This is a genomic window from Leisingera sp. ANG-M6, from assembly GCF_000813905.1.
GTDB lineage: Bacteria > Pseudomonadota > Alphaproteobacteria > Rhodobacterales > Rhodobacteraceae > Leisingera.
In genome coordinates this window covers 110,548-134,395 of the sequence record NZ_JWLG01000025.1, presented here as the reverse complement: position 1 = coordinate 134,395, position 23,848 = coordinate 110,548, and the positions used below count along the sequence as shown (strand labels likewise).

At 63.8% G+C, this 23,848-nt stretch carries 18 protein-coding genes; 10 read left to right on the top strand and 8 right to left on the bottom strand.

Features of this window, described 5'->3' with window-relative positions; all coding sequences use genetic code 11:
• Nucleotides 1–128: 128 nt before the first annotated feature.
• The 7 genes from RA24_RS20060 to RA24_RS20030 all read left to right on the top strand — a co-directional run bounded on the left by RA24_RS20060 (nucleotide 129) and on the right by RA24_RS20030 (nucleotide 10,055).
• Complete coding sequence (locus RA24_RS20060; protein WP_019296985.1) at nucleotides 129–1,139, top strand: TAXI family TRAP transporter solute-binding subunit; 1,011 nt, start codon at nucleotides 129–131, stop codon at nucleotides 1,137–1,139.
• Between the two features lie 118 nt (nucleotides 1,140–1,257).
• Nucleotides 1,258–3,483: a TRAP transporter permease gene (locus tag RA24_RS20055; RefSeq protein WP_039193887.1), complete on the top strand. Its 2,226-nt coding sequence runs from the start codon at nucleotides 1,258–1,260 to the stop codon at nucleotides 3,481–3,483.
• Nucleotides 3,480–4,745 (top strand): NAD(P)/FAD-dependent oxidoreductase, encoded by a 1,266-nt coding sequence (locus RA24_RS20050; protein ID WP_039193884.1) that lies wholly within the window; start codon nucleotides 3,480–3,482, stop codon nucleotides 4,743–4,745. The genes RA24_RS20055 and RA24_RS20050 overlap by 4 nt, the downstream gene beginning before the upstream one ends.
• On the top strand, nucleotides 4,742–5,470 hold the full coding sequence (locus RA24_RS20045; protein ID WP_039193882.1) for an aspartate/glutamate racemase family protein: 729 nt from the start codon (nucleotides 4,742–4,744) through the stop codon (nucleotides 5,468–5,470). Before RA24_RS20050 ends, RA24_RS20045 begins: the two co-directional genes overlap by 4 nt.
• Before the next feature lie 119 nt (nucleotides 5,471–5,589).
• Nucleotides 5,590–6,843: an aminotransferase class V-fold PLP-dependent enzyme gene (locus RA24_RS20040; RefSeq protein ID WP_039193879.1), complete on the top strand. Its 1,254-nt coding sequence runs from the start codon at nucleotides 5,590–5,592 to the stop codon at nucleotides 6,841–6,843.
• 154 nt (nucleotides 6,844–6,997) lie between these two features.
• Entirely contained in the window at nucleotides 6,998–9,415 is a 2,418-nt protein-coding gene (locus RA24_RS20035) for a GcvT family protein (protein WP_039193877.1), read from the top strand.
• Between the two features lie 106 nt (nucleotides 9,416–9,521).
• Nucleotides 9,522–10,055, top strand: coding sequence for a GNAT family N-acetyltransferase (locus tag RA24_RS20030; protein ID WP_039193874.1), 534 nt, complete (start codon nucleotides 9,522–9,524; stop codon nucleotides 10,053–10,055).
• 28 nt (nucleotides 10,056–10,083) lie between these two features.
• Here the strand turns inward: RA24_RS20030 and RA24_RS20025 are convergent, their stop codons facing one another.
• The 3 genes from RA24_RS20025 to RA24_RS20015 all read right to left on the bottom strand — a co-directional run bounded on the left by RA24_RS20025 (nucleotide 10,084) and on the right by RA24_RS20015 (nucleotide 11,660).
• On the bottom strand, nucleotides 10,084–10,470 hold the full coding sequence (locus RA24_RS20025) for a type II toxin-antitoxin system death-on-curing family toxin (protein WP_039193871.1): 387 nt from the start codon (nucleotides 10,468–10,470) through the stop codon (nucleotides 10,084–10,086).
• The gene (locus RA24_RS20020) at nucleotides 10,467–10,691 is read right to left on the bottom strand and encodes an AbrB/MazE/SpoVT family DNA-binding domain-containing protein (protein ID WP_019296977.1); all 225 of its coding nucleotides are present in this window, start codon (nucleotides 10,689–10,691) and stop codon (nucleotides 10,467–10,469) included. Before RA24_RS20020 ends, RA24_RS20025 begins: the two co-directional genes overlap by 4 nt.
• Before the next feature lie 81 nt (nucleotides 10,692–10,772).
• Nucleotides 10,773–11,660 (bottom strand): LysR substrate-binding domain-containing protein, encoded by an 888-nt coding sequence (locus tag RA24_RS20015; RefSeq protein WP_039193923.1) that lies wholly within the window; start codon nucleotides 11,658–11,660, stop codon nucleotides 10,773–10,775.
• A gap of 209 nt (nucleotides 11,661–11,869) precedes the next feature.
• Here RA24_RS20015 and RA24_RS20010 point away from each other — a divergent pair, with 209 nt between their 5' ends.
• Together RA24_RS20010 and RA24_RS20005 are read left to right on the top strand one after the other, a co-directional pair.
• On the top strand, nucleotides 11,870–13,222 hold the full coding sequence (locus RA24_RS20010) for an MmgE/PrpD family protein (RefSeq protein WP_039193869.1): 1,353 nt from the start codon (nucleotides 11,870–11,872) through the stop codon (nucleotides 13,220–13,222).
• Between the two features lie 29 nt (nucleotides 13,223–13,251).
• A complete protein-coding gene (locus RA24_RS20005) occupies nucleotides 13,252–14,790 on the top strand; it encodes a trimethylamine methyltransferase family protein (protein ID WP_039193867.1) in 1,539 nt (512 codons plus the stop codon).
• 71 nt (nucleotides 14,791–14,861) lie between these two features.
• On the opposite strand, the gene RA24_RS20000 is transcribed toward RA24_RS20005, so the two are convergent.
• The 5 genes from RA24_RS20000 to RA24_RS19980 form a co-directional block, all read right to left on the bottom strand.
• On the bottom strand, nucleotides 14,862–15,602 hold the full coding sequence (locus RA24_RS20000; RefSeq protein ID WP_039193865.1) for a maleate cis-trans isomerase family protein: 741 nt from the start codon (nucleotides 15,600–15,602) through the stop codon (nucleotides 14,862–14,864).
• A complete protein-coding gene (locus RA24_RS19995; protein ID WP_039193863.1) occupies nucleotides 15,599–16,666 on the bottom strand; it encodes a pyridoxal phosphate-dependent aminotransferase in 1,068 nt (355 codons plus the stop codon). Before RA24_RS19995 ends, RA24_RS20000 begins: the two co-directional genes overlap by 4 nt.
• Entirely contained in the window at nucleotides 16,663–18,324 is a 1,662-nt protein-coding gene (locus RA24_RS19990) for a hydantoinase B/oxoprolinase family protein (protein WP_039193860.1), read from the bottom strand. Before RA24_RS19990 ends, RA24_RS19995 begins: the two co-directional genes overlap by 4 nt.
• Nucleotides 18,321–20,423 (bottom strand): hydantoinase/oxoprolinase family protein, encoded by a 2,103-nt coding sequence (locus tag RA24_RS19985; RefSeq protein ID WP_039193857.1) that lies wholly within the window; start codon nucleotides 20,421–20,423, stop codon nucleotides 18,321–18,323. The genes RA24_RS19990 and RA24_RS19985 overlap by 4 nt, the downstream gene beginning before the upstream one ends.
• 256 nt (nucleotides 20,424–20,679) lie before the next feature.
• Nucleotides 20,680–22,128, bottom strand: coding sequence for an aldehyde dehydrogenase family protein (locus RA24_RS19980; protein WP_241480977.1), 1,449 nt, complete (start codon nucleotides 22,126–22,128; stop codon nucleotides 20,680–20,682).
• 282 nt (nucleotides 22,129–22,410) lie between these two features.
• Between RA24_RS19980 and RA24_RS19975 the strand changes: the two genes are divergently transcribed.
• Nucleotides 22,411–23,820, top strand: a complete 1,410-nt coding sequence (locus RA24_RS19975; RefSeq protein ID WP_039193851.1) for an efflux transporter outer membrane subunit — start codon at nucleotides 22,411–22,413, stop codon at nucleotides 23,818–23,820.
• Nucleotides 23,821–23,848: the final 28 nt, after the last annotated feature.

The following is a 23,848-nucleotide window of genomic DNA, read 5'->3' as shown; positions in this document are numbered from 1 at the left end:
CATAAATTCAATCTATATAAACAGTATAATTTTAAATTTGAACTTATGCTTTGCCTTTTCCATGATGCAAAGATCACAGGTGAATGCTGCGCAAGAGGAGACGCAGCCAATACTCCAGGGAGGACATTATGGGGTTTTTCAAGAAACTGACCGGGGCTGCATTGGCCTGCACCATGCTGACTGGCGCCGCTGCGGCGCAGGACATGACCTTTTTCCGTATCGGCACCGGCGGTGCGGGCGGCACCTATTTCCCGATTGGCGGCATCATCGCCAACGCCATTTCCAACCCGCCCGGCTCGCGCGCCTGCGACGAGGGCGGCAACTGCGGCGTGCCCGGCCTGGTGGCGATGGCGCAGTCGACCAATGCCTCGGCGCATAACGTGAATGCCATTCAGGCGGGCCAGATGGAGGCAGGCCTGTCCGGTGCCGCGACGCTGCATTTTGCCTATCACGGCAAGGGCAAGTTTGAAGGCAATGCCAAGCCCGACCTGCGGGTGATTGCCAACCTGTTCCCGGAAGACCTGCATCTGGTGCTGCCCAAGGGCCATTCGCTGGGCGGGCTCGCCGATCTGAAGGGCAAGCGTGTCGGCATTGCCCAGGCGGGGTCCGGCACCCAGATCGCGGTGGAGCTGATCCTGAATGACCACGGCGTCAACCGCGACAACATCGACGAGGCAGAACTGAACAATGCCCAGTCCGCCGAGCGTATCGCCGACGGCCAGCTGGACGCCTATTTCTATGCCGCGGGCACGCCTGTTGCGGCGATGATCCAGCTCGACAACACAAAGGGCATGGAACTGCACAACTGGTCCGAGGAAGAGATCAAGCAGGCCAATACCACCGTGCCCTACTACATCCCCTCGACCATTCCAGCGGGCACCTACCCGGGTGTGGGATATGACGTGAACACCGTGGCGGTCTCCGGCATGCTGGTCACCAACGCCAATATGGACGAAGAGCTGATCTATCAGATCACCAAGGCGATGTGGTCCGATACCGCCCGCAAGCTCTTGGACAACGGCCACCCCAAGGGCAAGGCGATCACCCTGGAAACCGCGCTGGACGGCGTCGAGGGCATCGGTGTGCCGCTGCACCCGGGCGCTGAGCGTTTCTACCGCGAAATCGGAATGCTCAACTAAACTTCCCCTGAACTGCGGCAGCAGGGCGCGCCTTGCTGCCGTTTTTGTTTCCCGGCGCCCCTGTCCGCAATGCGGGTGAACGGCGCGCGCCGGCACCGCCCCCGGACTGGAGACCCCGATGTCCATGGACACCCATCTCGACAACAAGGCGCTTGAGGAGCTGGAGAAGCAGTATGACTCTGCTCTGAACACGCGCGACAACGGACCCAGGCTGACTGGCGTCATTTATTGGGCCAGCATCGCCTTTGCCCTCTATCACCTGTGGACGGCCGGTTTCGGCACCCCGGTGGACCATGTGCATATGGGTATTCACCTGGCGGGCCTGTTCCTGTTTATTTTTGTGGGCTTTCCGCTGATCAAGTCAGCCCGCAGCCTGGAGTGGCGCGGACCCCATCCGCTCCGCCCCGGCAATGTACCGCTCTATGACTGGGCGCTGACCGGGCTCAGCATGGCGGCGGCGCTGTTTCTCTGGGTCAGCTGGCGTGGCTTTGACATGTTCGGCTTCGACATCGCCGAACAGGCGCTGCGGCAGGGCAATCCGTCCAGCCTGGATGTGTTCTTCGGCTCGGTTCTGATCCTGACGGTGCTGGAGATCGCGCGCCGCACCATCGGCTTTGTGCTGCCGCTGATCATCCTGGTGTTCATGGTCTACGCGCTGTTCGGGCCATACATGCCCGCGCAGATCCTCAAGCATCCAGGCGTCAACTGGCAGCAGTTCGTCAACAACATGTACTTCCCGTCCGAAGGCATCTTTGGCGTGACGCTGTGGGTGGTCTCCACCGTGGTGTTTCACTTTGTGCTGTTCGGCGTTGTGGCGCAGCGGATGGGGCTGGGGCAGTTCTTTGTCGACAACGCCATGCTGCTCGCTGGCCGATATACCGGCGGACCGGCCAAGGTTTCCGTGGTCTCATCCGCGTTCTTCGGCACGATTTCCGGCTCTTCCATTGCCAACACGGTCTCCACCGGCTCGCTGACCATCCCCAACATGAAGAAGCTGGGCTACCCCGGCCATTTCGCAGGCGGGGTTGAGGCGGCTGCCTCGGCCGGCGGCCAGATCCCCCCGCCGATCATGGGGGCTGCGTCCTTCCTGATGGCAGAGTATCTGGAGGTGCCTTACACTACCATCGTGATTGCGGCGATTGTGCCTGCGCTGATGCATTATATCGGGGTGATCTCGATCGTGCATTTCACCGCCAAGAAACTAGGTCTGACCGCCTATCCCAAAGACCAGCTGCCCAAGTTCCTGCAAGTCTGGAAGGACGGCTGGTACACCATCATCCCGCTGATCGCGCTTCTTCTGGTGCTTTTCTCCGGATACTCGCCCAACATGGCCGCTTTCATCGGTCTCAGCCTGTGCATCGTTGTCGGTTTCTGCGCCTTTGACAAACCCGCCACGCTGCTGATCCCCTTTGCCCTGCTCGGCTTTATCTTGTGGAAGGCCTCGCCCTACTCCGGCGAGGGGTACACCCCGGTGATGGCCGGGATGCTGGCCGCACTCACCATCATCGGCTGCCTGCACAGGAATGAGCGGCAAAACTTCCGCGACTTGTTCGACAGCTTCCACGTCGGCGTGCAATACGCGCTGGCAGTGGGCGCGGCCTCTGCCGCGGTGGGCATCGTGGTGGGTGTGATCAACACCACTGGCGTCGGCTTCCGCCTCGGCTTCATGGTCACCGGCGGCGCGGCGGACATGGCGGCAGCGATTGCGCCGTTCCTCGACTGGACCTCCATCGAGGCGTTCAGCCAGTCGTCGATCCAGCAGTTCCTGTCGCTGGTGCTGATCGCCATGGCCTGCATCCTGATGGGGGCCGGCCTGCCGACCACGGCGCTTTATATCATGCTGGTTGCTGTTGCGACGCCTGCGCTCAGCCAGCTCGGCGTGCCGCCGCTCGCCACGCATATGTTCGTGCTTTACTACGGCGTGATTTCCGAAATCACCCCGCCGGTTTGCGCCTCGGCTTATGCAGCGGCAGGGATTGCGGGGTCCAACCCGTTCCGCACCGGGCTTAATGCCTTTACCCTGGGTCTGGGCAAGCTGATGGTGCCGATGGTGTTTGTCTATGCGCCGACCATGCTGATCGTGCTGCCGGAATACTTCACTCTGCTGAGCTTCACTCAGGTCACCCTGACATGCGCGGCAGGCGTCTTTGCCATCGCCACTGCTGTCTCGGCCTACTTCCTGGCACCGCTCAGCGGCATCTGGCGGCTGCTAATGGCCATTGGCGGCCTGCTGCTGGTGGCGCCTTCCGGCGGCTCTGACATCGCAGCGCTGGTTGTGATGGCACCGGTGCTGATCCAGCAGCTGGGCCAGCAGCGCAAACTGCAAGCAAAGGCGGCGCAATGAGCGCATCGTCTTCGCCCGATGTGACGGTCCTGGGCGCCGGGATCGTCGGCATCTGCTCGGCCCTGTCCCTGGCTGGGCGGGGCCTCCGGGTCCGGCTCATCGACCGGGACGCCCCGGGCCAGGCGACGTCTTATGGCAATGCTGGCATCATTTCCCCCTGGTCGGTGGTGCCGCAATCCATGCCGGGCCTTTGGAAAAAAGTGCCTGGCTGGCTGCTGGACCCGCTGGGACCGGTGGCGGTGAAGCCCGGCTACCTGCCCAAGGTCGCCCCCTGGGGGCTGCGGTTTCTGGCCGAGGGGCGTGACCGGCGGATACATCAGATTTCCGACGCCATGGGCTTTCTGTGCCGTAATTGCGTCGAGGGTTTCCGGCTGCATCTGGCCGGCACCGGCCATGAGGATCTGATCAGGGACAGCTATTATGTCCATGCCTCGCGCAACCCGGAGGAGGCTGATCTGAACAGCCTTGGCAACCGGCTGCGGGCGGCGCAAGGCGCCGACATGGAGCGGATTGGCGCCGCTGAACTGCGCGATCTGGAACCAGCGCTGACCCCGGAGTTCCAGGCCGCGATCCTGATCAAGGGTCAGGCCCGGGCGCTTTCCCCGGGCAGGATCGGTGCCGTTCTCGCAGAGAAATTTCTATCCATGGGTGGCGAGATTCAGACCCGGACCGTGCGGGGCATCCTGCCGTCTGAAACCGGCGGCTGGACCTATACCACCGAAGCGGGCCAGGACTGGACGCCCAAGCTGGTGCTGGCAATGGGGGTCTGGTCCGGGGAACTGCTGAAGCCGCTTGGTATCAAGATCCCAATGGAAGCAGAGCGCGGTTATCACGTGTCGTTCCCGGCCCCCGGCGTCGCGCTCAATAACTCGATCATGGATATGGACATGAAATTCGTGGCCTCCTCGATGGAGGAAGGGCTGAGGGTGGCCGGCACCGCCGAATTTGCGGGCCTTGATCAGCCGCTTAACCGGAAACGGCTGGACGGGCTGGCGGAACTGGCCAAGGCGCTGCTGCCGGACCTGCGCGCGGATGGCATGGAAACCTGGTCCGGCCAGCGCCCCAGCCTGCCCGACAGCCTGCCCTGCATCGGTGAGGTCGAGGGCTTCCCGGACCTCATCGCCGCCTTTGGCCACAGCCATTACGGTCTGATGATGGCTCCGAAAACCGGGCGGCTGGTGGCGGATATAGTCAGCGGAACGCCCGTGAACGAAGACCTCTCGCCTTTCCGCACACGGCGGTATGAAAGGACCAAGACATGACCATCCACCTCGGCGGCCAGAACATCTGCGGCGTCTCCATTGGCGTGCTGGCATTGGAAAGCTACTTCCCCAAGCCGCCCGGCCATATCAAGAACCCCTCCAGCCTGCCCTTCACCACGCTCTATGAAATGCTGGACGGGATCACCGTGCCGAAACTGCTGGCCAACCCGACCGGCGAAATGAAGAACCGGCTGATCGAGGCTGCCCGGCGGCTGGAGGCCAAAGGCGTGCGGGCGATCACCGGCTCTTGCGGGTTCCTGGCGATTTTCCAGAAGGAGATCGCAACCGCGGTGAATGTGCCGGTGTTCGTCTCCTCGCTGATCCAGGTGCCGCTGGCGCATCAGATGACAGGCCGCACCGTTGGGGTGATCACTGCCTCTGCCACCAGCCTGACAGAGGCGCATTTGCGCGGCGTTGGCGCTGAAAACACGCCCGTGTTTGTACAGGGGCTGGATGACGCAGAAGAATTCTCCACCGTGATCCTGCGTAATGAACGCACCGCAATGGATCTGGCCAAGGTTGAGGCTGAACTGCTGGACGCCGCCAGAGGCATGATCGCGCGCAACCCGGAAATCGGCCCGATTGTTCTGGAATGCACCGACCTGCCGCCCTATGCCCACGCCCTGCAAGCAGCGCTGAACCGGCCCGTCTTCGACATCATCACCCTGTCTGAGATGGTGCACAGGGCGGCCCTCCGCGCCCCTTTCCACGGTTTCATCACCTGAAAAATGCGCTGAGGGCTGGCGCAGAGATTTCCAGCCCTCAGCCCCGGATATTTTTGTATCTCCGGCCGGGGTAATCCCCCTAATGTGGCGCAGAACAAACCTTTGCTGCTGGACGTGCCATGCCTCATATCTCCGACACCTTGCTGGATCAGATCCGCGCCCGTTTTGCCCAAGTGGACAACTGCCCCGAACAGGGCGCCCGCATCTTCTTTGAAAACGCAGGCGGCGCGCTGACGCTCAATTCGGTGGTGGAAACATCCGCACGCTATGCTGCGATCCCCGACAACCAGGGCCGAGACAACCCCGGCAGCCACGAACTGGTGCGGGTGATCAACAAGGCCAAGGACGACATGCGCGTTTTCATGAACGCACCCGGCGGCCAGTTTTTCGCGGGCGAAAGCGGCACGGAGCTCTTGTTCCGGCTGATCATGAACGCCTGCCTCGGCACCGCGGAGGGCGGCACCGTGCTGGGCTCGACGCTGGAGCATCCCGCCACCCGCTCCGCCTGCGCCCGCTGGGCCGGGGTGGCGCGGCAGAAACACGTGCTGATCCCGCATGATGATACCACCGGCACGATTATGGCCGATGCCTATGCTCAGGCGGTTTCGCCGGACACAGTTGTGGCCACAATTGTCCATACGTCTCCTGTCACAGGCATGGGCGTGGATGTCGCCGCCTGCGCTGCCGCCATCCGCGAGGTTGCACCGGAGTGCTTCATCATCGTGGACGGCATCCAACACGCCGCCCATGGGCGTATCGACCTCACCGCCTATGGCGTCGATGGCTATGTAATCTCGCCCTACAAGATGTTCTCGCGCCACGGCTACGGGCTCGCCTGGATCTCCGACCGGCTAACCGCGCTGCCGCATAACAGCCTGATCAATGGGCCTGCGGACAATTGGGAAATGGGCACCCGCGACACCGGCAGCTATGCAACGCTGTCCGATGTTGCAGACTACCTGGAGTGGCTCGGCGGCGAGGTGAGCGATGCAACGGAGCGGCGTGCGAAATTCGTGGCCGCGGGAGAAGCGATCCATGCCCACGAGAAAACCCTGACCGACGCGATGATCCTTGGCACCGGCAATCTGCCGGGATTGGCGGAAATGGAAGGCGTCACCATCCTGGGCGGCCCGGACAACCCGGCCCGCGAGGGGTTGGTTTCGCTGACCGTGGACGGCGTGCCCTCGGTGGATGTGGTCAAACGGCTGAACGAACAGGGCATCCGCACCCACCTGCGCAAGGCGGACCACTACTCCGGCAATATCCTGTCGCCTTTGGGCATGGACAGCTGCGTGCGCGTCTCCATGTGCCACTACAACAGCATCGGCGAAGTGGCGAAGTTCCTGGGCGTGATGAAAGAGATCACCGGGTGATGGCCGGATGACCCATCGAATCCGGGGCCATTGGGTCTGAATTCTTCACGGGTCATCCAGCCCCGCCGCCGCTAGGGTCGCCGGAAGGAATTGGCGGCCCGCCCCGGCCTGCAGGGCGCGCTGTTTCAGGCACGCAGGCAAGGGAACATGACGCATGAAAACCCATGCACAGGCAGTTGTCATCGGCGGCGGACTGGTCGGCTGCTCGATCCTCTACCACCTGGCGAAACTCGGCTGGACAGACGTGGTTCTGCTGGAACGCGATGAGCTGACCGCGGGCTCCACCTGGCACGCGGCGGCCAACATTCACGGGTTGCACGACAACAACAATGTGACCCGCATCCAGCACTACACGATGAACCTCTATAAGGAGCTGGAGAAGGAAACCGGCCAGGGCTGCGGCGTGTTCCAGCCCGGCTCCCTGTACCTTGCCAAGACCGAAGAGCGCGAGCACCAGCTGCGCCTGCAGGAAGCCAAGGCAAAATACTACGGCCTGAACTTCCACGAGGTCAGCCGCGAGCAGGCCAAGGAACTGCACCCGCTGGCCCAGTTCGACGACATCCGCTGCATCATGTTCGAACCCGATGGCGGCAATGTGGACCCCTCGGGCGTCACCATGGCCTATGCCGCCGGCGCCCGCGCCATGGGCGCGCAGATCGAACGCTTCTGCCCGGTGATCGGCACTGAGCAGAAGCCCGACGGCAGCTGGATCGTGAAGACCGAAAAGGGCGATATCCATACCCAATGGGTGGTGAACGCAGGCGGCCTTTGGGGCCGCGAGGTGGCGGCGATGGCGGGCCTCACCCTGCCGCTGCAGCCGACCGAGCACCAGTATTTCGTCACTGAGTCCATCGACGAGGTCGCCAATCTGGGCCGCCGCCTGCCCTCAATCGCCGACCGCGACGGCGAATACTACTTCCGTCAGGAGGGCAACGGCTTCCTGATCGGCGCCTATGAAAAGGACATGCGCTTCTGGGCCGAAAACGGCACGCCGCTGGACTTCGCGCATGAGCTGTTCCCCGACGATCTGGACCGGATCATGGAAAACGTGATCCGCGCCACCGAGCGTGTTCCCTGCGCCGAAACCGCCGGCGTCAAGCGCGTCATCAACGGTCCGATGATCTGGTCGCCGGATTCAAACGCCATCTGGGGCCCGGTGCCGGAGCTGAAAAACTACTTCTGCTGCACCGGCATCATCCCCGGCTTCTCCCAGTCCGGCGGCCTCGGTCTGCTGGCGGCGCAGTGGATGATCGAGGGCGAGCCGCAGTACGACATGTTCGCCTGGGACCTGGCCCGCTTTGGCGACTGGGCCGACAAGAAATTCACCAAGGCCCGTGTCGAGGATCAATACGCGCACCGCTTTGCCATCCATTTCCCGAACGAGGAACGCAGCGCCGGCCGCCCGGCCCGTGTGCGCCCCGCTTATGAGATGCAAAAGGAAATGGGCTGCGTCTTTGGCCTCAACTGCGGCTGGGAGCATCCCCTGTGGTTCTCCGGCACCCCCGGCACCACCGACACCAACAGCTTCACCCGCCAGAACTGGTGGGAGCCGGTTGGCCGCGAGGTCAACATGCTGCGTGAGAACGTCGGCGTAATCGACATCTCGAACTTCGCCAACTACGTGATCAAGGGACCCGGCGCCTTTGAGTGGCTGGACAAGCTGGTCGCCAACAAGGTGCCCACTGAGGTCGGCCGCTCCTGCCTCACCCCGCTGATTTCGGTCCGCGGCGGCGTTGCGGGCGATTTCACCATCACCAAGGTGGCGGATGACGAATACATGATGGTCGGCTCCGGCATGGCGGAACGCTATCACCAGCGGTTCTTCAACATGGTGGAGCTGCCCGCGGGCACCACCTTCGAGGTCGCCACCAACCGCATCGCGGGCTTCAACGTGGCTGGTCCGAAGTCGCGCGACATGCTGCAACGGATGACCAACGCGGATCTGTCGAACGAGGCTTTCCGCTTCATGCGCTCCCGCACCATCGACGTGGCAGGTGTTGAATGCCTGGCGATCCGCGTCTCCTTCACCGGCGATCTTGGCTGGGAACTGCACTGCGCCGAGGGCGATCAGGTCAAGCTGTACTCCGCGCTGCTGGCAGCCGCGGCAGAGTTCGATGGCGGCCCGGTTGGCGGTCGCGCGTTGGGCAGCTTGCGGATCGAAAAGGGCTATGGTTCCTGGGGACGCGAATACAGCCAGGAATACTGGCCGCAGGAGGTTGGCCTGGCCGGTCTGATCAAGCTGGACAAGAACTTCCTCAACAAGGACGCCTATCTCAAGGTCAAGGATAACGCCCCGCGCGAAATGCTGTCCGCCTTTGAGATTGACGCAGTGAACGATGCCGACGCCTCCGGCGGCGAGCCAGTCTTTACTCCGGACGGCAAGCCGGTGGGCCGTGTCACCTCAGGCGCTTATGGCTACTCGGTCGGCAAATCGCTGGCGCTGGGGTACGCCAACCCGGCCTTTGCCAAGCCAGGAGATGAGGTTGAGGTCTATATCCTCGGCAAGCCGCACAAGGCACGCATTCTGGAAGCGGCAGCCTTTGACCCTTCGGGCGCGCGGCTGCGGGCATGAGCCCTAAAATAGCCGAATGAATACCTGCAGCCCCGGTCCAATGGCCGGGGCTGCAGGCTTTGGCCCGCCGGTAAGGTTGACTATATTATCCGGCAGGGAGCACAGCATGATGCAAGATATCGAGATCATTCACTGCGATGTATTGCCGCCAAAGCAGGAGCTGAACAGAATTCTGGCGCAGTTTTACGACCTCATTGTCCAGCGGATGGGCGATATGGGCTTCGCCATCGACCCGGCGGCCCCGCAAAGCGCACTGGCGGAATTCTGGGCCAACGCCAGCGATTACCTGCCGCCGAACGGCTGCCTGCTGCTGGCGCGGAGCGAGACCGGCCAGATCGTCGGATGCGGCATGCTGAAACGGCTGGACCGGGAAACCGGAGAGCTGAAACGGGTCTTTGTCGTCGAGGCCGCGCGCGGCACCGGGACCGGGCGGCGGCTGATCGAGGCGCGCGAGGAGGCGGCTCGTAAAATGGGCCTCAAACGGCTGGTGGCCGACACGCTGACGCCAAATGTCGAAATGCGCAGTCTTTACCCCAAGCTGGGTTTCACAGAGGTGGAGACACCAATGGAAACAACGACCTATCTGGACCAGCCCATGCTGCGGCCACACCTGCATTTCTTTGTAAAAATCATCGGTTAACGCAGCACCCGGCCCCGGCGCACCGGCATCAAAGCGGCTGCATCCCCGCCGTGAGCCATGCTGCAAATGCGGCCTCATCCACGTCCCCCGTGGCCAGATTCTCCATCATCCGCACACCCTCCACCGGGTCCGGGCGGAACTGGTAGCCGTTGAGGCGCAGGAAGGTCACAGCGGTCACAAAGGCCGTGCGCTTGTTGCCATCCACAAACGCATGCGCCTTGGCGATGCCGAAGGCATAAGCCGCGGCAACCTCCGCCACGCCTGCATCGGAATAGGCAGCCAGGTTCATTGCCCGGGCGCATCCCATTTCCAGAAGCGCCTTGTCACGCATCCCCGCCGCGCCGCCATGGCGCGAAATCTGCCGGTCATGGAAAATGGTTACCGCCGCCAGCGGCACCCAGGTGTATGTGCTCACGCCAGCGCCTGAAGCAGGTCGCGGTTCTCGTCCATCACGACCTCAGCTGCTGCCAGCGCCTCGGCCACCGTTGGATCATGCGCCATCACCCGCAGGCTGCCATCATCGCCGCGCACCACAAACAGCGTGTCGCCTTCCTTGGCGTCCAGCATCGTCAGCATCTCTGTCGTCAGGGTGATGACGGCAGAGTTCCCGACTTTCCTGATCTTGGTCTCAATCATTGGCAAGCCTCACGTATATATACCCGTATATACGCGAAACACCGCCAGAATTCAATGCTGCCTGCAGCTCGCCTTGATGCCCTACAGTTCCATCTCCGCTGCCGCCTTTATTAGCCATGCCTTGAAATGCTTGACCGAGGGCGTCGCCGCCTTGTCCTTGAAGGTGGCGAAATAGGTCCAGGGGCAATCCAGGTCGAAATCAAACGGCTCCACCAGCCGCCCGTCTGCCACATGGGACCGGACCAGTGTTTTGGGCAGAACCGCACAGCCCATTCCATTGGCGGCAAACTCCAGCCCCATGTTGGAGGAATTGGTCTGCAAGCCGCCCTTCAGCTCGATCCCGGTCAGCCCGTAATGCTTGGCGATCTTCTCCCAGTAGATCGGCCGCCCCAGAATGTGGATCAGTTTCGCCTGCACCAGTTGTTCCGGCCGGGTCAGCGTCTCTCCCGCAACCTGGAAACCGGGTGCACAGACCAGCGCCAGCTTTTCATCCCACAGCTTGACCGCCGGCCCCATCACATCATCCACGTGGTTGATGGTGATCGAAATGTCCGAGACATTTGTCTCCACATCCACCCAAATCGTGCTGTGAATGGTCAGGTCGATATCCGGATGCGCCGCGGAAAACCCCTCGATCACCTTCAGCAGCCAGCGCTCCGCCAGGCTGACAGGGCAGGAGATCACCACCTCCCGCTTGTGGCTTTGCGAGATCAACAGCTGGGTCGCGCTGTCGATTTCCTGCAGCGCATGGCGAACCGAAGGAAGATAGGCCTCCCCCACGTCTGTTAGCGACAGCGACCGCGGATGGCGCACGAACAGCGGGCGGCCGATGAACTCCTCCAGGCTGCGCACGTGGTTGGACACCGCCGACTGGGTGCAGTTAAGCTCATCCGCCGCCGAGGTGAAGCTGAGATAGCGCGCCGCGGCCTCAAACGAGCGCAGAAAGGTCAGGTGGGGCAGGTTTTTCATCAACAGGTCCGCTGGCGGTTTCGGGGCCATGTTCCCATGCAATGGATTGGGCTGCAATTCCAAAGGGATCACGCCCCGAGAGAGGCGAAAAACGACGTCTAGCACGCATTTCGCGAAATATAACGGCCCTATGACCCCGGTTTATTTGCGGGTCACCTGCGGCGGCGGAGCCTAGGCTTTGGCCAACGCCCCCTTATGGACCGCTTGACATGACAGCCACATTCGACCGCGCCGCCGATTTCACCTTTGGCCTGACCCCCGGCGATTTGCCGGAAACCACCCGAAAGGCTGCGGCGCTGATGTTCCTGGACACCCTGGGCATCACTATCGGCGCCACCCCAATGGAGGCCGGGTGCATCGCCCGCGACACCGCCGTGGCGCTTTATGGCTGCGGTGAGGACGGCCTTGGCGCCCGGATGATGTTTGACGGCCGCCGGGTCAGCGTCGCAGGTGCCGCCTATGCCGCCGCCACCGCCACCGACAATCTGGACGGCCACGACGGCTATTACCCGACCAAGGGCCACATCGGCGTGGTGGTGATCCCGGCGATTGCGGCCTTGGCGGAAACGGTGCCGGATTTCTCAGGGCCGGAGGCGCTGGCGGTCACCACGCTGGGCTATGAGCTGGCGGGCCGCGCGGCGCTGTCGCTGCATGCAACTGTCAGTGACTACCACACGTCGGGCGCCTGGAACGCGCTGGGGGTGGCGGCAATGGCCGCCCGGATGCGCGGCCTCAGCCGCGGCCAGCTGCGCCAGGCGCTGGGGATCGCCGAATTCCACGGCCCCCGCAGCCAGATGATGCGCGAGATCGCCAACCCCTCGATGCTGCATGACGGTTCCGGCTGGGGCGCGATGGCAGGCATGTCAGCGGCTGTGCTGGCAGAAAAAGGCTTCACCGGCGCGCCCGCAATCACCATCGAGGAAGACCGGGTGGCGGAACATTGGGAGGACCTCGGCCGCTTCTGGCAGATGGAACACCAGTATGTGAAGCCATACCCGATCTGCCGCTGGGCCCATGCGCCGATCGACGCCGTGCGGCAGGTGATGCTGGAACACGATCTGAGCCACGAACAGATCGCCGAGATCCACATCAACACCTTCCACGAAAGCGCCTGTCTCTATCCGGGCATCCCCTCGACCACCAGCCAGGCACAGTATTCGCTGGGCTTTGCCGTTGCCATTCAGGCCGCATACGGGCGGATCGGGGTCGAGCATATCTCCGGAGCGGGCCTTGCCGACCCGCTAGTTGCATCAATACACGAGCGCATCACCGTCTCTGAGGCCGCGCGCCATTCCGTCCGCTTCCCGGCTTGCCGGGTTGCCGATGTGGTGGTGACGCTGACCGATGGACGGGTCATCGAATCCGGCGACGTCCATGCCCGCGGCGGCCCAGAAGCGCCGTTCTCGCAGGACGACATCGAGCGGAAATTCATGGAGTTCGCCGCGCCTTCGCTGGGCGAGGCCCGCGCCGGTGCCATCCGCGATGCAGTGCTGGGCTTCACCAAAGAAGGCAGCAAATTCTCCGATCTGGGGCGTCTCATCTATGACGCGCCCGAAAACTAAGCCACCAACCTGACCAGAAAGACAGACACATGGCACGCGACAGACGCGGCGGCGGGCGCCGCGGCAAATCCTCCCGCTCCGGCGGCAGTATCGACCAGCTCCCCTGGAGCCAGGTAAAAAACACTTACCCTGCGTTTGAGCTCCTGAACACGGAGCAGATGGACCAGCTGCACGCCACCTCAATGCGGATCCTGTCAGAGGCCGGCATCCGGGTGATGGGCGAGAACGTGATGGGCATTTTCGAGGCCGCGGGCGCCATTGTCGACCGCGACACCAAGACCATCCGCATCGACGAAACCATCGTCACTGAAGCGTTGAAGACAGTCCCGGCGGAGTTCACCCTGACCGGCCGAAACCGGGACAAGCGGATCACGCTCGGCGGCAACAACGTGACCTTTGGCCTGGTGGCCGGCCCGCCCAACGTGCATGACTGCATCAATGGGCGCCGCTCCGGCAACCTCCCCGACTACCAGAACTTCATCAAGCTGGCGCATCACTTCAACGCCATCCACCTGATCGGCAACCAGGTCACCGCGCCGCTGGAGCTGCCCGCCAACAACCGCCACTTGGACACCTATCTGGCCAATATCACCTATGCCGACCTCAGCTTCCACTGCTCCGCCATCGGCCGCGGCCGGGCACTGGACGGGATCAACATGATGGCAATCTCCCGCGGCCAGACACCGGAGGAGATGAAGGGAGATCCGGGCGTGATCACCATCATCTCGGTCAACTCGCCGCGGCTGTTTGACGACGCGATGGGCGACGGGCTGATTGCCATGGCCGAATACGGCCAGCCGGTGACGGTGACGCCCTTTACCCTGATGGGGGCGATGACGCCGGTGACCCTGCCCGCGGCGCTGGCCCAGCAGAACGCTGAGGCGCTGTTCGGCGTGGTGCTGACACAACTTGTGAACCCCGGCACCCCGGTGATGTACGGCTCTTTCACCTCCAACGTCGACATGCGCAGCGGCGCCCCCGCCTTTGGCACGCCGGAAAACGCCAAGGCCAATATCGTCGGCGGCCAGCTGGCGCGGCGTTACGGCATCCCCTACCGGACCTCCAACGCCAATGCCTCCAACGCGGTGGACTTGCAGGCGGCTTATGAAACCATGATGGCGACCTGGGGCGCGGTGCTGGGCGGTGCCAATATCGTCTATCACGCGGCCGGCTGGCTGGAGGGCGGGCTGACCGCGTCCTATGAGAAGTTCATCCTGGATGTGGAGATCATCCAGAACATGATCGAATTCCTGAAACCGATGAAGTTCGACACGGATGAACTGGGCTTTGATGCCATCCAGTCAGTCCCCACCGGCGGCCATTTCTTTGGCGCCGAACACACCATGGCGCGTTATGAGACCGCGTTCTACCGGCCGATGCTGTCGGACTGGCAGAACTACGAGAATTGGGAGGCGGCAGGTGCCAAGGATGCACTGCAGCGCGCCACCGGCCTCTGGCAGCAGGCGCTGCAGGATTACGAGGAGCCCGCGATGGATCCCGCCGTTCGCGAGGAGCTGGACGCCTATGTCGCCCGCCGGAAAGAAGAAATCGGCTCCGGCGAGCCTTGATGGGACGGGTGCGAGGGGCCAGCCCCTCGCGCTCCCCGGAGTATTTTTGCAAAGATGAAACAGACGCCAGTTTAGAGCCGATCAAACAGCCGCCCCGGCAGCCCGCGATGCCGCGGCAGGCCAAGCGCCCGCATCACGCAGAACATCATCGCCTGGTTTGAAGTGACAACCGGCTTGTCCAGATGGGCCTCGATCCGCTCCACCGCTTCAACCGACCGCATGTCGGTGCAGCTGAGCACAATGGCCTCTGCTTCCGGGTGATCCGCCTGGCAGGCCAGATCAAACACCTCCTCCGGGGTCAGCTCACCCTGCCCGTAGTTGCCAAGCTCGCGGCCCACGTCGGCGCATTTGACCGTTTCGATTCCGTTCGCGGCCAGAAACTCCATGGCCTGGATGTTGATCTCCCCGAGGTAGGGGGAGGAGAAGCCGACCTTAGCAGCCCCAAGGGCCTTGATCCCCGCCACCAGCGACCCGGCGGCGGTCAGGGAAACGGCACCCGATCCCGCCTTGATCTGCGCCGCCAGATCCGCGTCAAACCCCGGCCCGTGGGTCAGCGTCGCCGAGGTGCAGCCGTACAGCACCGCATCGGGCCGCACCCCGGCAATCATCCGCAGGTCATGGCTGATGTCGGACGCGCCCAGCCCCGCCATCTGGTCGGAGCCGGGGATCTCTTCCACATCATATCCGCCCATGCGCTGGAAATGCACCGTGGTGTCCGGGCAGCGCATCAGCATCATGTCTGCTTCGAGGTTGGTGTTGGTGTAGGGCACCAGCACGCCGATTTTCGCGCGGGTGCGGGTTTCATGGGTCATTTGACAACTCCTTTCAGCACTGCCAGCGCCCGGTCGATTACAGGCTGGCTGCAAATGGTGGCGCGCAGGCAATCGCCCAGCCCGTAACCTCCCATGCCCCGCATCAGCAGTTTCTCCGCACGCAGCGCCGCATCAGCCGCCTGCGCCTGGCTGGCGGAGGCAAAGCGGATCAGCACAAAGTTGGTATGGCTCTGCGGCACCACCAGCCCCAGCGCGCGGCAGTCTTCGGCAAACGTGTCCCGGATGGCAGCGGTTTGGGCCACCACGTCCCGCATATGCGCCTGATCCCGCATCGCCGTCGCCGCCATGGTTTGCGAGGGAATGGAGATATTGTTTGGATTGAGCAGCTTGCGCACTTCCCCGGCGATCTCCGGCGGGAAATATCCCCAGCCGGCCCGCGCCCCAGCCAGCCCATAGGCCTTGGACAGCGTCCGCAGCACCACGGTATCGCCGCGCTCTGCCAGCGCAAAGATTTCGCCCGGATCGTTGTCCGCATCAGAAAATTCGGCATAGGCCTGATCGACCACCAGCAGCACATCCGCAGGCAGCCCTTCACGCAGCCGCAGGAGGTCCGCGTTCGGGATCAAGGTGCCAGTGGGATTTCCCGGATTGCAGACAAACACAATCCGCACCTCAGGCGTCACCGCAGCAAGGATATCCTCCACTGAGACCGTCAGCTCCCGCTCCCGCGCCTTGACGTAGTCCGCCTGCACTTGCGCCGCAGCGGTGGCCGCGAAGGCATAACCGTATTCGGTCCCCAGCACCCGGTTCCCCGGCCCGGCAAAGGCGCGGATCAAGCAGCCGATCAGCTCCATCGACCCGGCCCCACACAGCACCTTGCCCGGATTCAGCCCATGCACCTCCGCCACCGCGGCGCGCAAGTCCGGCCACTCCGGATCCGGATAGAGCGGCATCTGCTCCAGCACCGCCCGGCCCGCCGCAAGGGCCGCCGGGCTGGGTGGGAACGCACTTTCATTCTGCGCAAGCGAGACCGTCCCCGCCACGCCCAAATCCGCCAGCGCATAAGACGCCATGGCCGCCACATGCGGCACCGCACGGATCATTGGCCACACCCATAGGCGCGCGCGCCTTCTTCCGTCACCAGACCGCGCTCCATGTCCAGCGCCAGCGCCTCCGGGTCGCGCTGCAAGGGATCGCCAAACCCGCCGCCGCCTGGAGTTTCAAAGATCAGATAATCGCCTGCCTCCACCCGCAGCTCGCCCTTGCCCGCAATGTCCTGTTCCCCATCGCGGAACCGGATACGCCCCGGCGCGCCGGGCAAGCCGCCCATGCGCCCCAAGGCCGGGAACTTCAGCCGCTCCACCGACAGGAACACGATAAATGGCGCGCCGTTGGAGGATGTCATCTCGATCCGCTGCCCCAGCCCGCCGCGGTATTTGCCTGCGCCGCCCGAGTCGGGCCGCAACTCGCGCCGCCACATAACGACAGGCGCCACCGCCTCGGTGATCTCCACCTGGCTGCCATAAACGCCCGAGGGATAGGCGGTTGTCGACAAGCCATCCGCATGGGGCCGGGAGCCGGTGCCGCCGTTGTGGACCGGCTCGATGGCAAACTCCCGCCCACCGTCGCGGGCCACTTCCGGCGCGTGCCGCATCGGCAGGTCAAACATACAGCTGGCACCCTCCGCCGGAACCCGGTCCGGCAGCGCCTGATGCAGGCAGCCCAGCACCAGATCCGGCGCTACCTGCCCCAGCGTATGCCGCATCGCCACCGGCACCGGGCGCTGCGCATTCAGGATGCAGCCCTTGGGGCCATCGACAGTGAAGGGTGCCAGCGATCCCGCGTTGTTCGGAATATCCGGCCCGACAATGCAGCGCAGGGCAAAGACGGTGTAAGCTGTGGCATAGTTCAGCGGCACGTTGATGCCCTTGCTGGAACAGCCCGAGGTGCCGGTGAAATCCACATGCATACCGCCCTTGGAAACGGTCAGCGCCGCGTGCAGCTCCAGCTCATTCTCATAGCCGTCCATTTTCAGCACATTGCGGTAGACCCCTTCCGGCACCTCCGCGATGGCCTGCAATGTGCCCCGGCGGGAGGTCTCGATGATATAGGCCCCGAGCGCATTCAGATCGCTGAGGCCAAACTCCTCCATCATCCCTGCCAGCCGTGCCGCCCCGGCCTCGCAGCAGGCAATCAGCGCATATATGTCCCCCTCATTGGCAATCGGCTCGCGGCTGTTGGCGCGGACAATGTCCAGCAGAAGCGCGTTCGGTTCGCCTTCCGCCACCAGTTTGCAGGGCGGGATCAGCAGCCCCTCGTCATAGATGTCAGACCCCTCCGGCCCCATGCCCAGCCCGCCCAGGTCCACCAGATGAGAGGTGCAGGAGGTGAAGCCGACCACTCTGCCCCCTTTGAACACCGGCATCATCAAGAGGAAATCGTTCAGATGCCCCGAGGCCAGCCAGGGATCGTTGGTCATGTAGATATCGCCGGGCTTCATGGTCTCCGCCGGGAAGCGTTCGCGCAGGTGCATCACCGCCTCTGCCATGGTGTTGATATGGCCCGGCGTGCCAGTGACCGCCTGCGCCAGCATCTGCCCCATTGCGTCGAAAATCCCGGCAGAGATATCGCCGCATTCGCGCACGATCGGGGAAAATGCGGCGCGGATCAGGGTCTGCCCTTGCTCCTCGACCACGGCCAGCAACCGGTTCCACATAACTTGCAGGCGGGCTGGCGACAGGTCCTGTGACAAGGCGGTCATTGCTTATCTCCTTTTTGGTCCCGGATCAGGACAAGGTTGCCGATGGCATCCGCATGGGCGGAGAAATCCGCCGAGACCAGAGTGGTGGTCTGCGGCTCGGTGATCAGCGCCGGGCCTGGGATGCGGTCGCCGGGTTTCAGACTATCCCGCGGCACAAATGCCGCCTGCTTTTCGCGGCCATCCACATCGCAAATGATTGGCCGGAAGGCCCCGGGCGTGATTGTCCGCAGCGCCGGCACCTCCGGCACCGGCGGCACCTTCGCATCCGGTGTTGCCACCCGCACCGCCCAGTTCAGGATCTCGATCTTCATCCCTGGCACGGGACGCGAGAATTGCCGCGCGTACTCAGTTTCAAACGCCGCAATCAGCGGGCCAAGATCCTCCGCCGCCAGATCACGGTCCGGCAGGGCAATCTCGATCTCATGCCCCTGCCCGCTGTAGCGCATGAAGGCCGTCCGCTGCACCAGCGTTTCAGCATCGCCCGCGCCCTGCGCCACCACCGATTGCGCCTCGTCGATCATCTGGGCAAACAGTGTATTGATGCCGTCCAGATCCAGGTCCTCCAGCAGCGAATAACGCGAGCGCACGATTTCAAAACTGACCGGCGCAAACAGGAAGCCCACGGCTGAGCCAACACCCGGATTGGGCGGGATCACGATACGCGCCACCCCGGCGGAACGCGCGACCCGGGTTGCGTGCAGCGGCCCGTTGCCGCCAAAGGCAATCATCGTGCGCGCGCCCAGATCCTTGCCCGACTCCACCGCGTGCATCCGTCCGGCGCTGGCCATGCTTTCATCGACAATCCGGCTGACGCCGTCGGCAGCGCCAGTGCCATCCAGTTCCAGCCGCGAACCAATCACCCGGCTCAGCGCTTCCTTAGAAGCCTCCAGGTCAATCCGGATATGCCCCTCGGCAAAGGTCTCCGGCACGATATAGCCCAGCGTGATGTCGCTGTCGGTCACGGTCGGCTCCGTGCCGCCGCGCCCGAAGGCCACCGGACCCGGCTCCGACCCAGCCGATTTCGGCCCCACGGTCAGCCGGCCCAGCTGGTCCACCCCGGCGATAGAGCCGCCCCCGGCCCCGATCTCGATCATCTCGATCACCGGGATCCGCACCGGCATGCCCGACCCTTTGATGAAGCGCGCGGCGCGGGCAATTTCGAACTGGCGCGAGGTCTGCGGCCGGGCGCCATCAATCAGGCACAGCTTGGCGGTGGTGCCGCCCACGTCAAAGGACAACACCTGTTCCAGCCCCGCCTGCGCCGCAATCCGCGCCGCTAGGATGGCGCCGCCGGCAGGCCCCGACTCCACCAGCCGGATCGGAAACCGCGCCGCGGTCTGAATGGTGCACATGCCGCCGCCCGCGGTCATCATCAGGATCGGGCAGGCAACGCCTTCCGCCGCGAACCGCCCGGCAAACTGCGCCAGATAAGTCTCCATCAGCGGCTGAATATAGGCATTGGCAACCGTGGTGCAGAGCCGGTCGAACTCCCGCGCCTCGGGGCTGACCTCCGAGGAGATCGAGACCGTCAGCCCGGGCCGCCGCGCCGCCAGAATGTCCCGCAGCCGCCGCTCATGGTCCGGGTTGGAATAGGCGTGCATCAGGCAGACCGCCACCGCCTCTGCCCCGCTGGCATCCAGCTCCGCAATCAGCGCCTCTACCGCGCGGTCCTCCATCGGGATCAGCACTTCTCCTGTCGCTGACATCCGTTCGCGGATGGTCAGCGACCGCTCCCGCGGCACCAGCAGATCGGGTTTCTCTAGATTGATGTCATACTGGGAATAGCGCCGCTCATAGGCGATCTCCAGAATGTCCCGGAACCCTTCAGTCGTCACCGTCGCCACCCGCGCCCCGCGCCGCTCGATCAGCGCATTGGTCGCCAGGGTGGTCCCGTGGATAAAACCGGTGACTTCGCCCAAAGACCGCCCCGCCTGCGCCATCACCCGCGCCGCGCCTTCCATCGCGCCAATGCCCGGGTTCTGATGCGTGGTCAGGGTCTTGGTTGAGGCCAGAATTCTGTCTTCGCCCGCCACCAGAACGGTGTCGGTGAATGTGCCGCCAATATCAATGGCAAGGCGCAGCGCTTGTGATGCTGTCATGTGTCATTCCAATGTCCGCCGTTGAGAAACCGTCAAAGCCCGCGAAGGGCGGCGGAACTCAGGCAGCGACCAGGTTGCACCTGGTTGCGCGGCGGTCCATGCGTTTTGGAATGAAGCTCTGTGTCATGCCCCCATCCTGAGGCGCTGCCGGGCGGCACGCTTTGCGGATTGCGACACGCGCACAGTCAGATAACGGCATCTGACAGGCCAATGGCGGCACCCCTCCCGGCAGTTTCCCGCCGGGAGGAAGGGCTTCTCAGCCGAAATGCAGGGTTTTCACTTCCTGATAATCCTCCAGCCCCAGCATGCCGCCTTCGCGGCCGTTGCCGGATTGCTTGTAGCCGCCAAAGGGCGAGCCGTAGTTGAAGCCGCCGCCATTGATATGCACTGCGCCTGCGCGCAAACGGGCGGCAACACGCTCGGCCCGCTCCGGATCGCCGGTCTGCAAATAGGCCGCCAGCCCGTAAGGCGTGTCATTGGCAATGCGGATGGCGTCTTCCTCGTCCTCAAACGGGATGATCACCAGCACCGGGCCAAAAATCTCCTGCTGCGCGATGACCATATCGTTGGTCACACCGGCAAAGACGGTGGGGCGCACATACCAGCCCTTGTCCAGCCCCTCGGGCCGGCCCAGACCACCCGCCAGCAGGGTGGCACCTTCGTCGATACCTTTCTGGATCATGGTCTGCACCCGGTCGTATTGGATGCGGTCGAACATCGGGCCGATGTGATCGCCCTCCTGACTCGGGTCGCCCACAGCCTGGCCCTCCGCGGCTGCCCTGGCAATCTCCAGCACCTGATCGTAACAGCTGCGCTCCACCAGCATCCGGGTCGGCGCATCGCAGCTCTGGCCGGTGTTATACATGCACTCCAGCACCGAGGCAGTGACCTTCTCCTCAAGGTCAGCATCCGCGAACACCAGGTTCGGAGACTTGCCGCCCAGTTCCAGCGTCACCCGCTTCACCGTTTCGGCCGCATCCTTGGAGACCGCTATGCCGGCCCGGGTCGAGCCGGTGAAGGACATCATGTCAACGTCCACATGCCGCGACAGGCCCGCGCCCACCGTCGGCCCGTCGCCGTGGATCAGGTTGAAGACGCCTGCCGGATAGCCCGCGTCATGGATCATCTGCGCATAAACGGCGGCGGACATGGGCGTGTGCTCTGATGGCTTCAGCACGCAGGTGCTGCCCGTCGCCAGCGCCGGCAAAACCTTCAGCGCGATCTGGTTAACCGGCCAGTTCCAGGGCGTGATCAGCCCGCAGACGCCGATAGGCTCGCGCACCAGAATATCGCCATTGGGCAGGGTCTCACGCAGCTCCTGCGTCTTCAGTGCCTCCAGAATGCCCTCCAGGTGCCCGATGCCCGAATCGGCCTGCGCGTCCCGCGCCATGGTAACCGGCGCCCCCATCTCTGCGCTCATCGCCTGCGCCAGCTCCTCGCGCCGGTCCCTGCTGATCTCCAGCAGGCGCTCCAGCAGCGCAATCCGTTCGGCGCGGGAGGTCTGCGAAAAACTCTCAAACGCCGCCTTGGCCGCTGCAACCGCGGCGTTCACATCCTGCTCATCCCCCAGGATGATGGTGCCGATCCGCTCTTCCGTGGCCGGGTTCAGCACCGGAAACTCGCGGGCCGAATGCGGCGTCACCCAGGCGCCGCCGATATAGAATTTTTGCAGGTCCATCAGGTTGTTCTCACTGTTGCGTCGCATATGCGGTTGAGACCGGGGCAGAGGCGCGGACCCTCTGCCTGCGGCGGATGCTGCCAGGAGTTCCAGACAGCGGCATTGATCCGGCAGCCTGCCCGGCTTCCCGCGTACAGGATAGGCCAAAACCGTCACCGGGCTGGCATTATTTCGACATTTTCAGGCTGTGGGATGCACGCATCAGTAGCCGGGAAAGACTCCATTGCAAGCCGGAACCGCTTCGCGGCCGGTTCCCGCCTTGGCTATGTTGTCCGAAAGCCCGCCAAAAAGGGCGCCCAGAGGCAGAATATGAGCAAACCCCATTGGACAGCACGGTCCGTGCTGCTGGCAGGCACGTTCCTGTGCGGCTGTACCGTTGTCGGCATCGACTACCACCGCCCCGATTTCGCGGTGCCGGTCAGCTATTACCAATCCCGCAGCTATGCCACCGCCAAGGGGGCGTCTGAGACCTGGTGGCAGGGCTTGAACGACCCTGCGCTGAACCGGCTGGTTGCGGCAGGCCTGCAGCAGAACCTCGGCCTCAAGGCCGCCAAGGAACGGCTGATCGCAGCAGAAGCCCTGCGCCGGGGATCAGGCCGCCCGCAGCAGGTCAGCGGCGATCTGGAGGCCAGCTCGATCTTCTCGCGCCGCGAATCGCAGGACGGCTCCACCAGCACCGACACCGCCGCCGTTGGCGCCACCTATGTCTTTGATCTGTTCGGCGAGTTCCAGCGCCGCTCCGAACGGGCCGTGGCGGACCGTGATGCCCAATTCTACCAGCTGGCCACCACCCGGCTGGCGGTGATCGACGCCATTACCCGCACCTATATCCAGGCCCGCTTCTTTCAGCGCGGTGCCGCGGTCACCCGCAAGACCATCCAGCTGCGCCAGCAGATCCTGCAAACGGTGGAGGAGCTGAAAGAAGCCCGTGCCGTGCTGGCACTGGACCTGGAACGCACCAAGCTGCAGGTCGCCAGCGCCAAGGCGGACCTGCCAGCCTTCATCGCCAGCTACGAATCCTCGGTCTATGCCCTGGCCACGCTGCTGGACCGCGATGCGTCAGAGGTTTTTGCGATGATGCAGGGCAGCTCCGGCCAGCCCTCCCCCGCTACCCAGCCGGAACTGGGCGTGCCCGCCACCCTGCTGCGCAACCGCCCCGACGTGCTGCTGGCCGAGGCCCAGCTGCGCGGCGCCACCGCGAACATCGGCGTCACCGAGGCAGAACTCTATCCTTCGCTGGAAATCACCGGATCGGTTCAGGCCATACGCGGCGTGGATGACCTTTATTCCATCGGCCCGGCGCTGAACCTGCCGCTGTTCAACAGGCCGGTCCTGCGCGCCTTCCACCAAAGCGCGATGGCCGAGGCCAAGGCCGCGCAGTATGACTACCGAACATCCGTGCGCACTGCGGTTGAGGAGGTCCAGTCGCAGCAAAGCAACCTGCGCGCCGCCCGTGAACGCACCGCTGCCCAGGCGCGGGCGGTCAACCTCGGTTCCAAGGTCGCCGATCTGGCGCGTGAAACCTTCAAGGCCAATGAAATCACCCTGTTCGATCTCTTGAACACAGAAGAAGCCCTGCGCGACAATGAGCTGAGCCTGATCACAGCCCGGCGCGACCTGGCGCTGGCCTGGGCCCGCCTGCAGATCTCCCTGGGCAAGGGCTGGGCGCCGCACCAGGATCCGGACAGCGCGGTGGTTCTGGTTAAGAAGCCAGACTAGGCCAGCCCTGCAGCGCAGACGCGGCAGC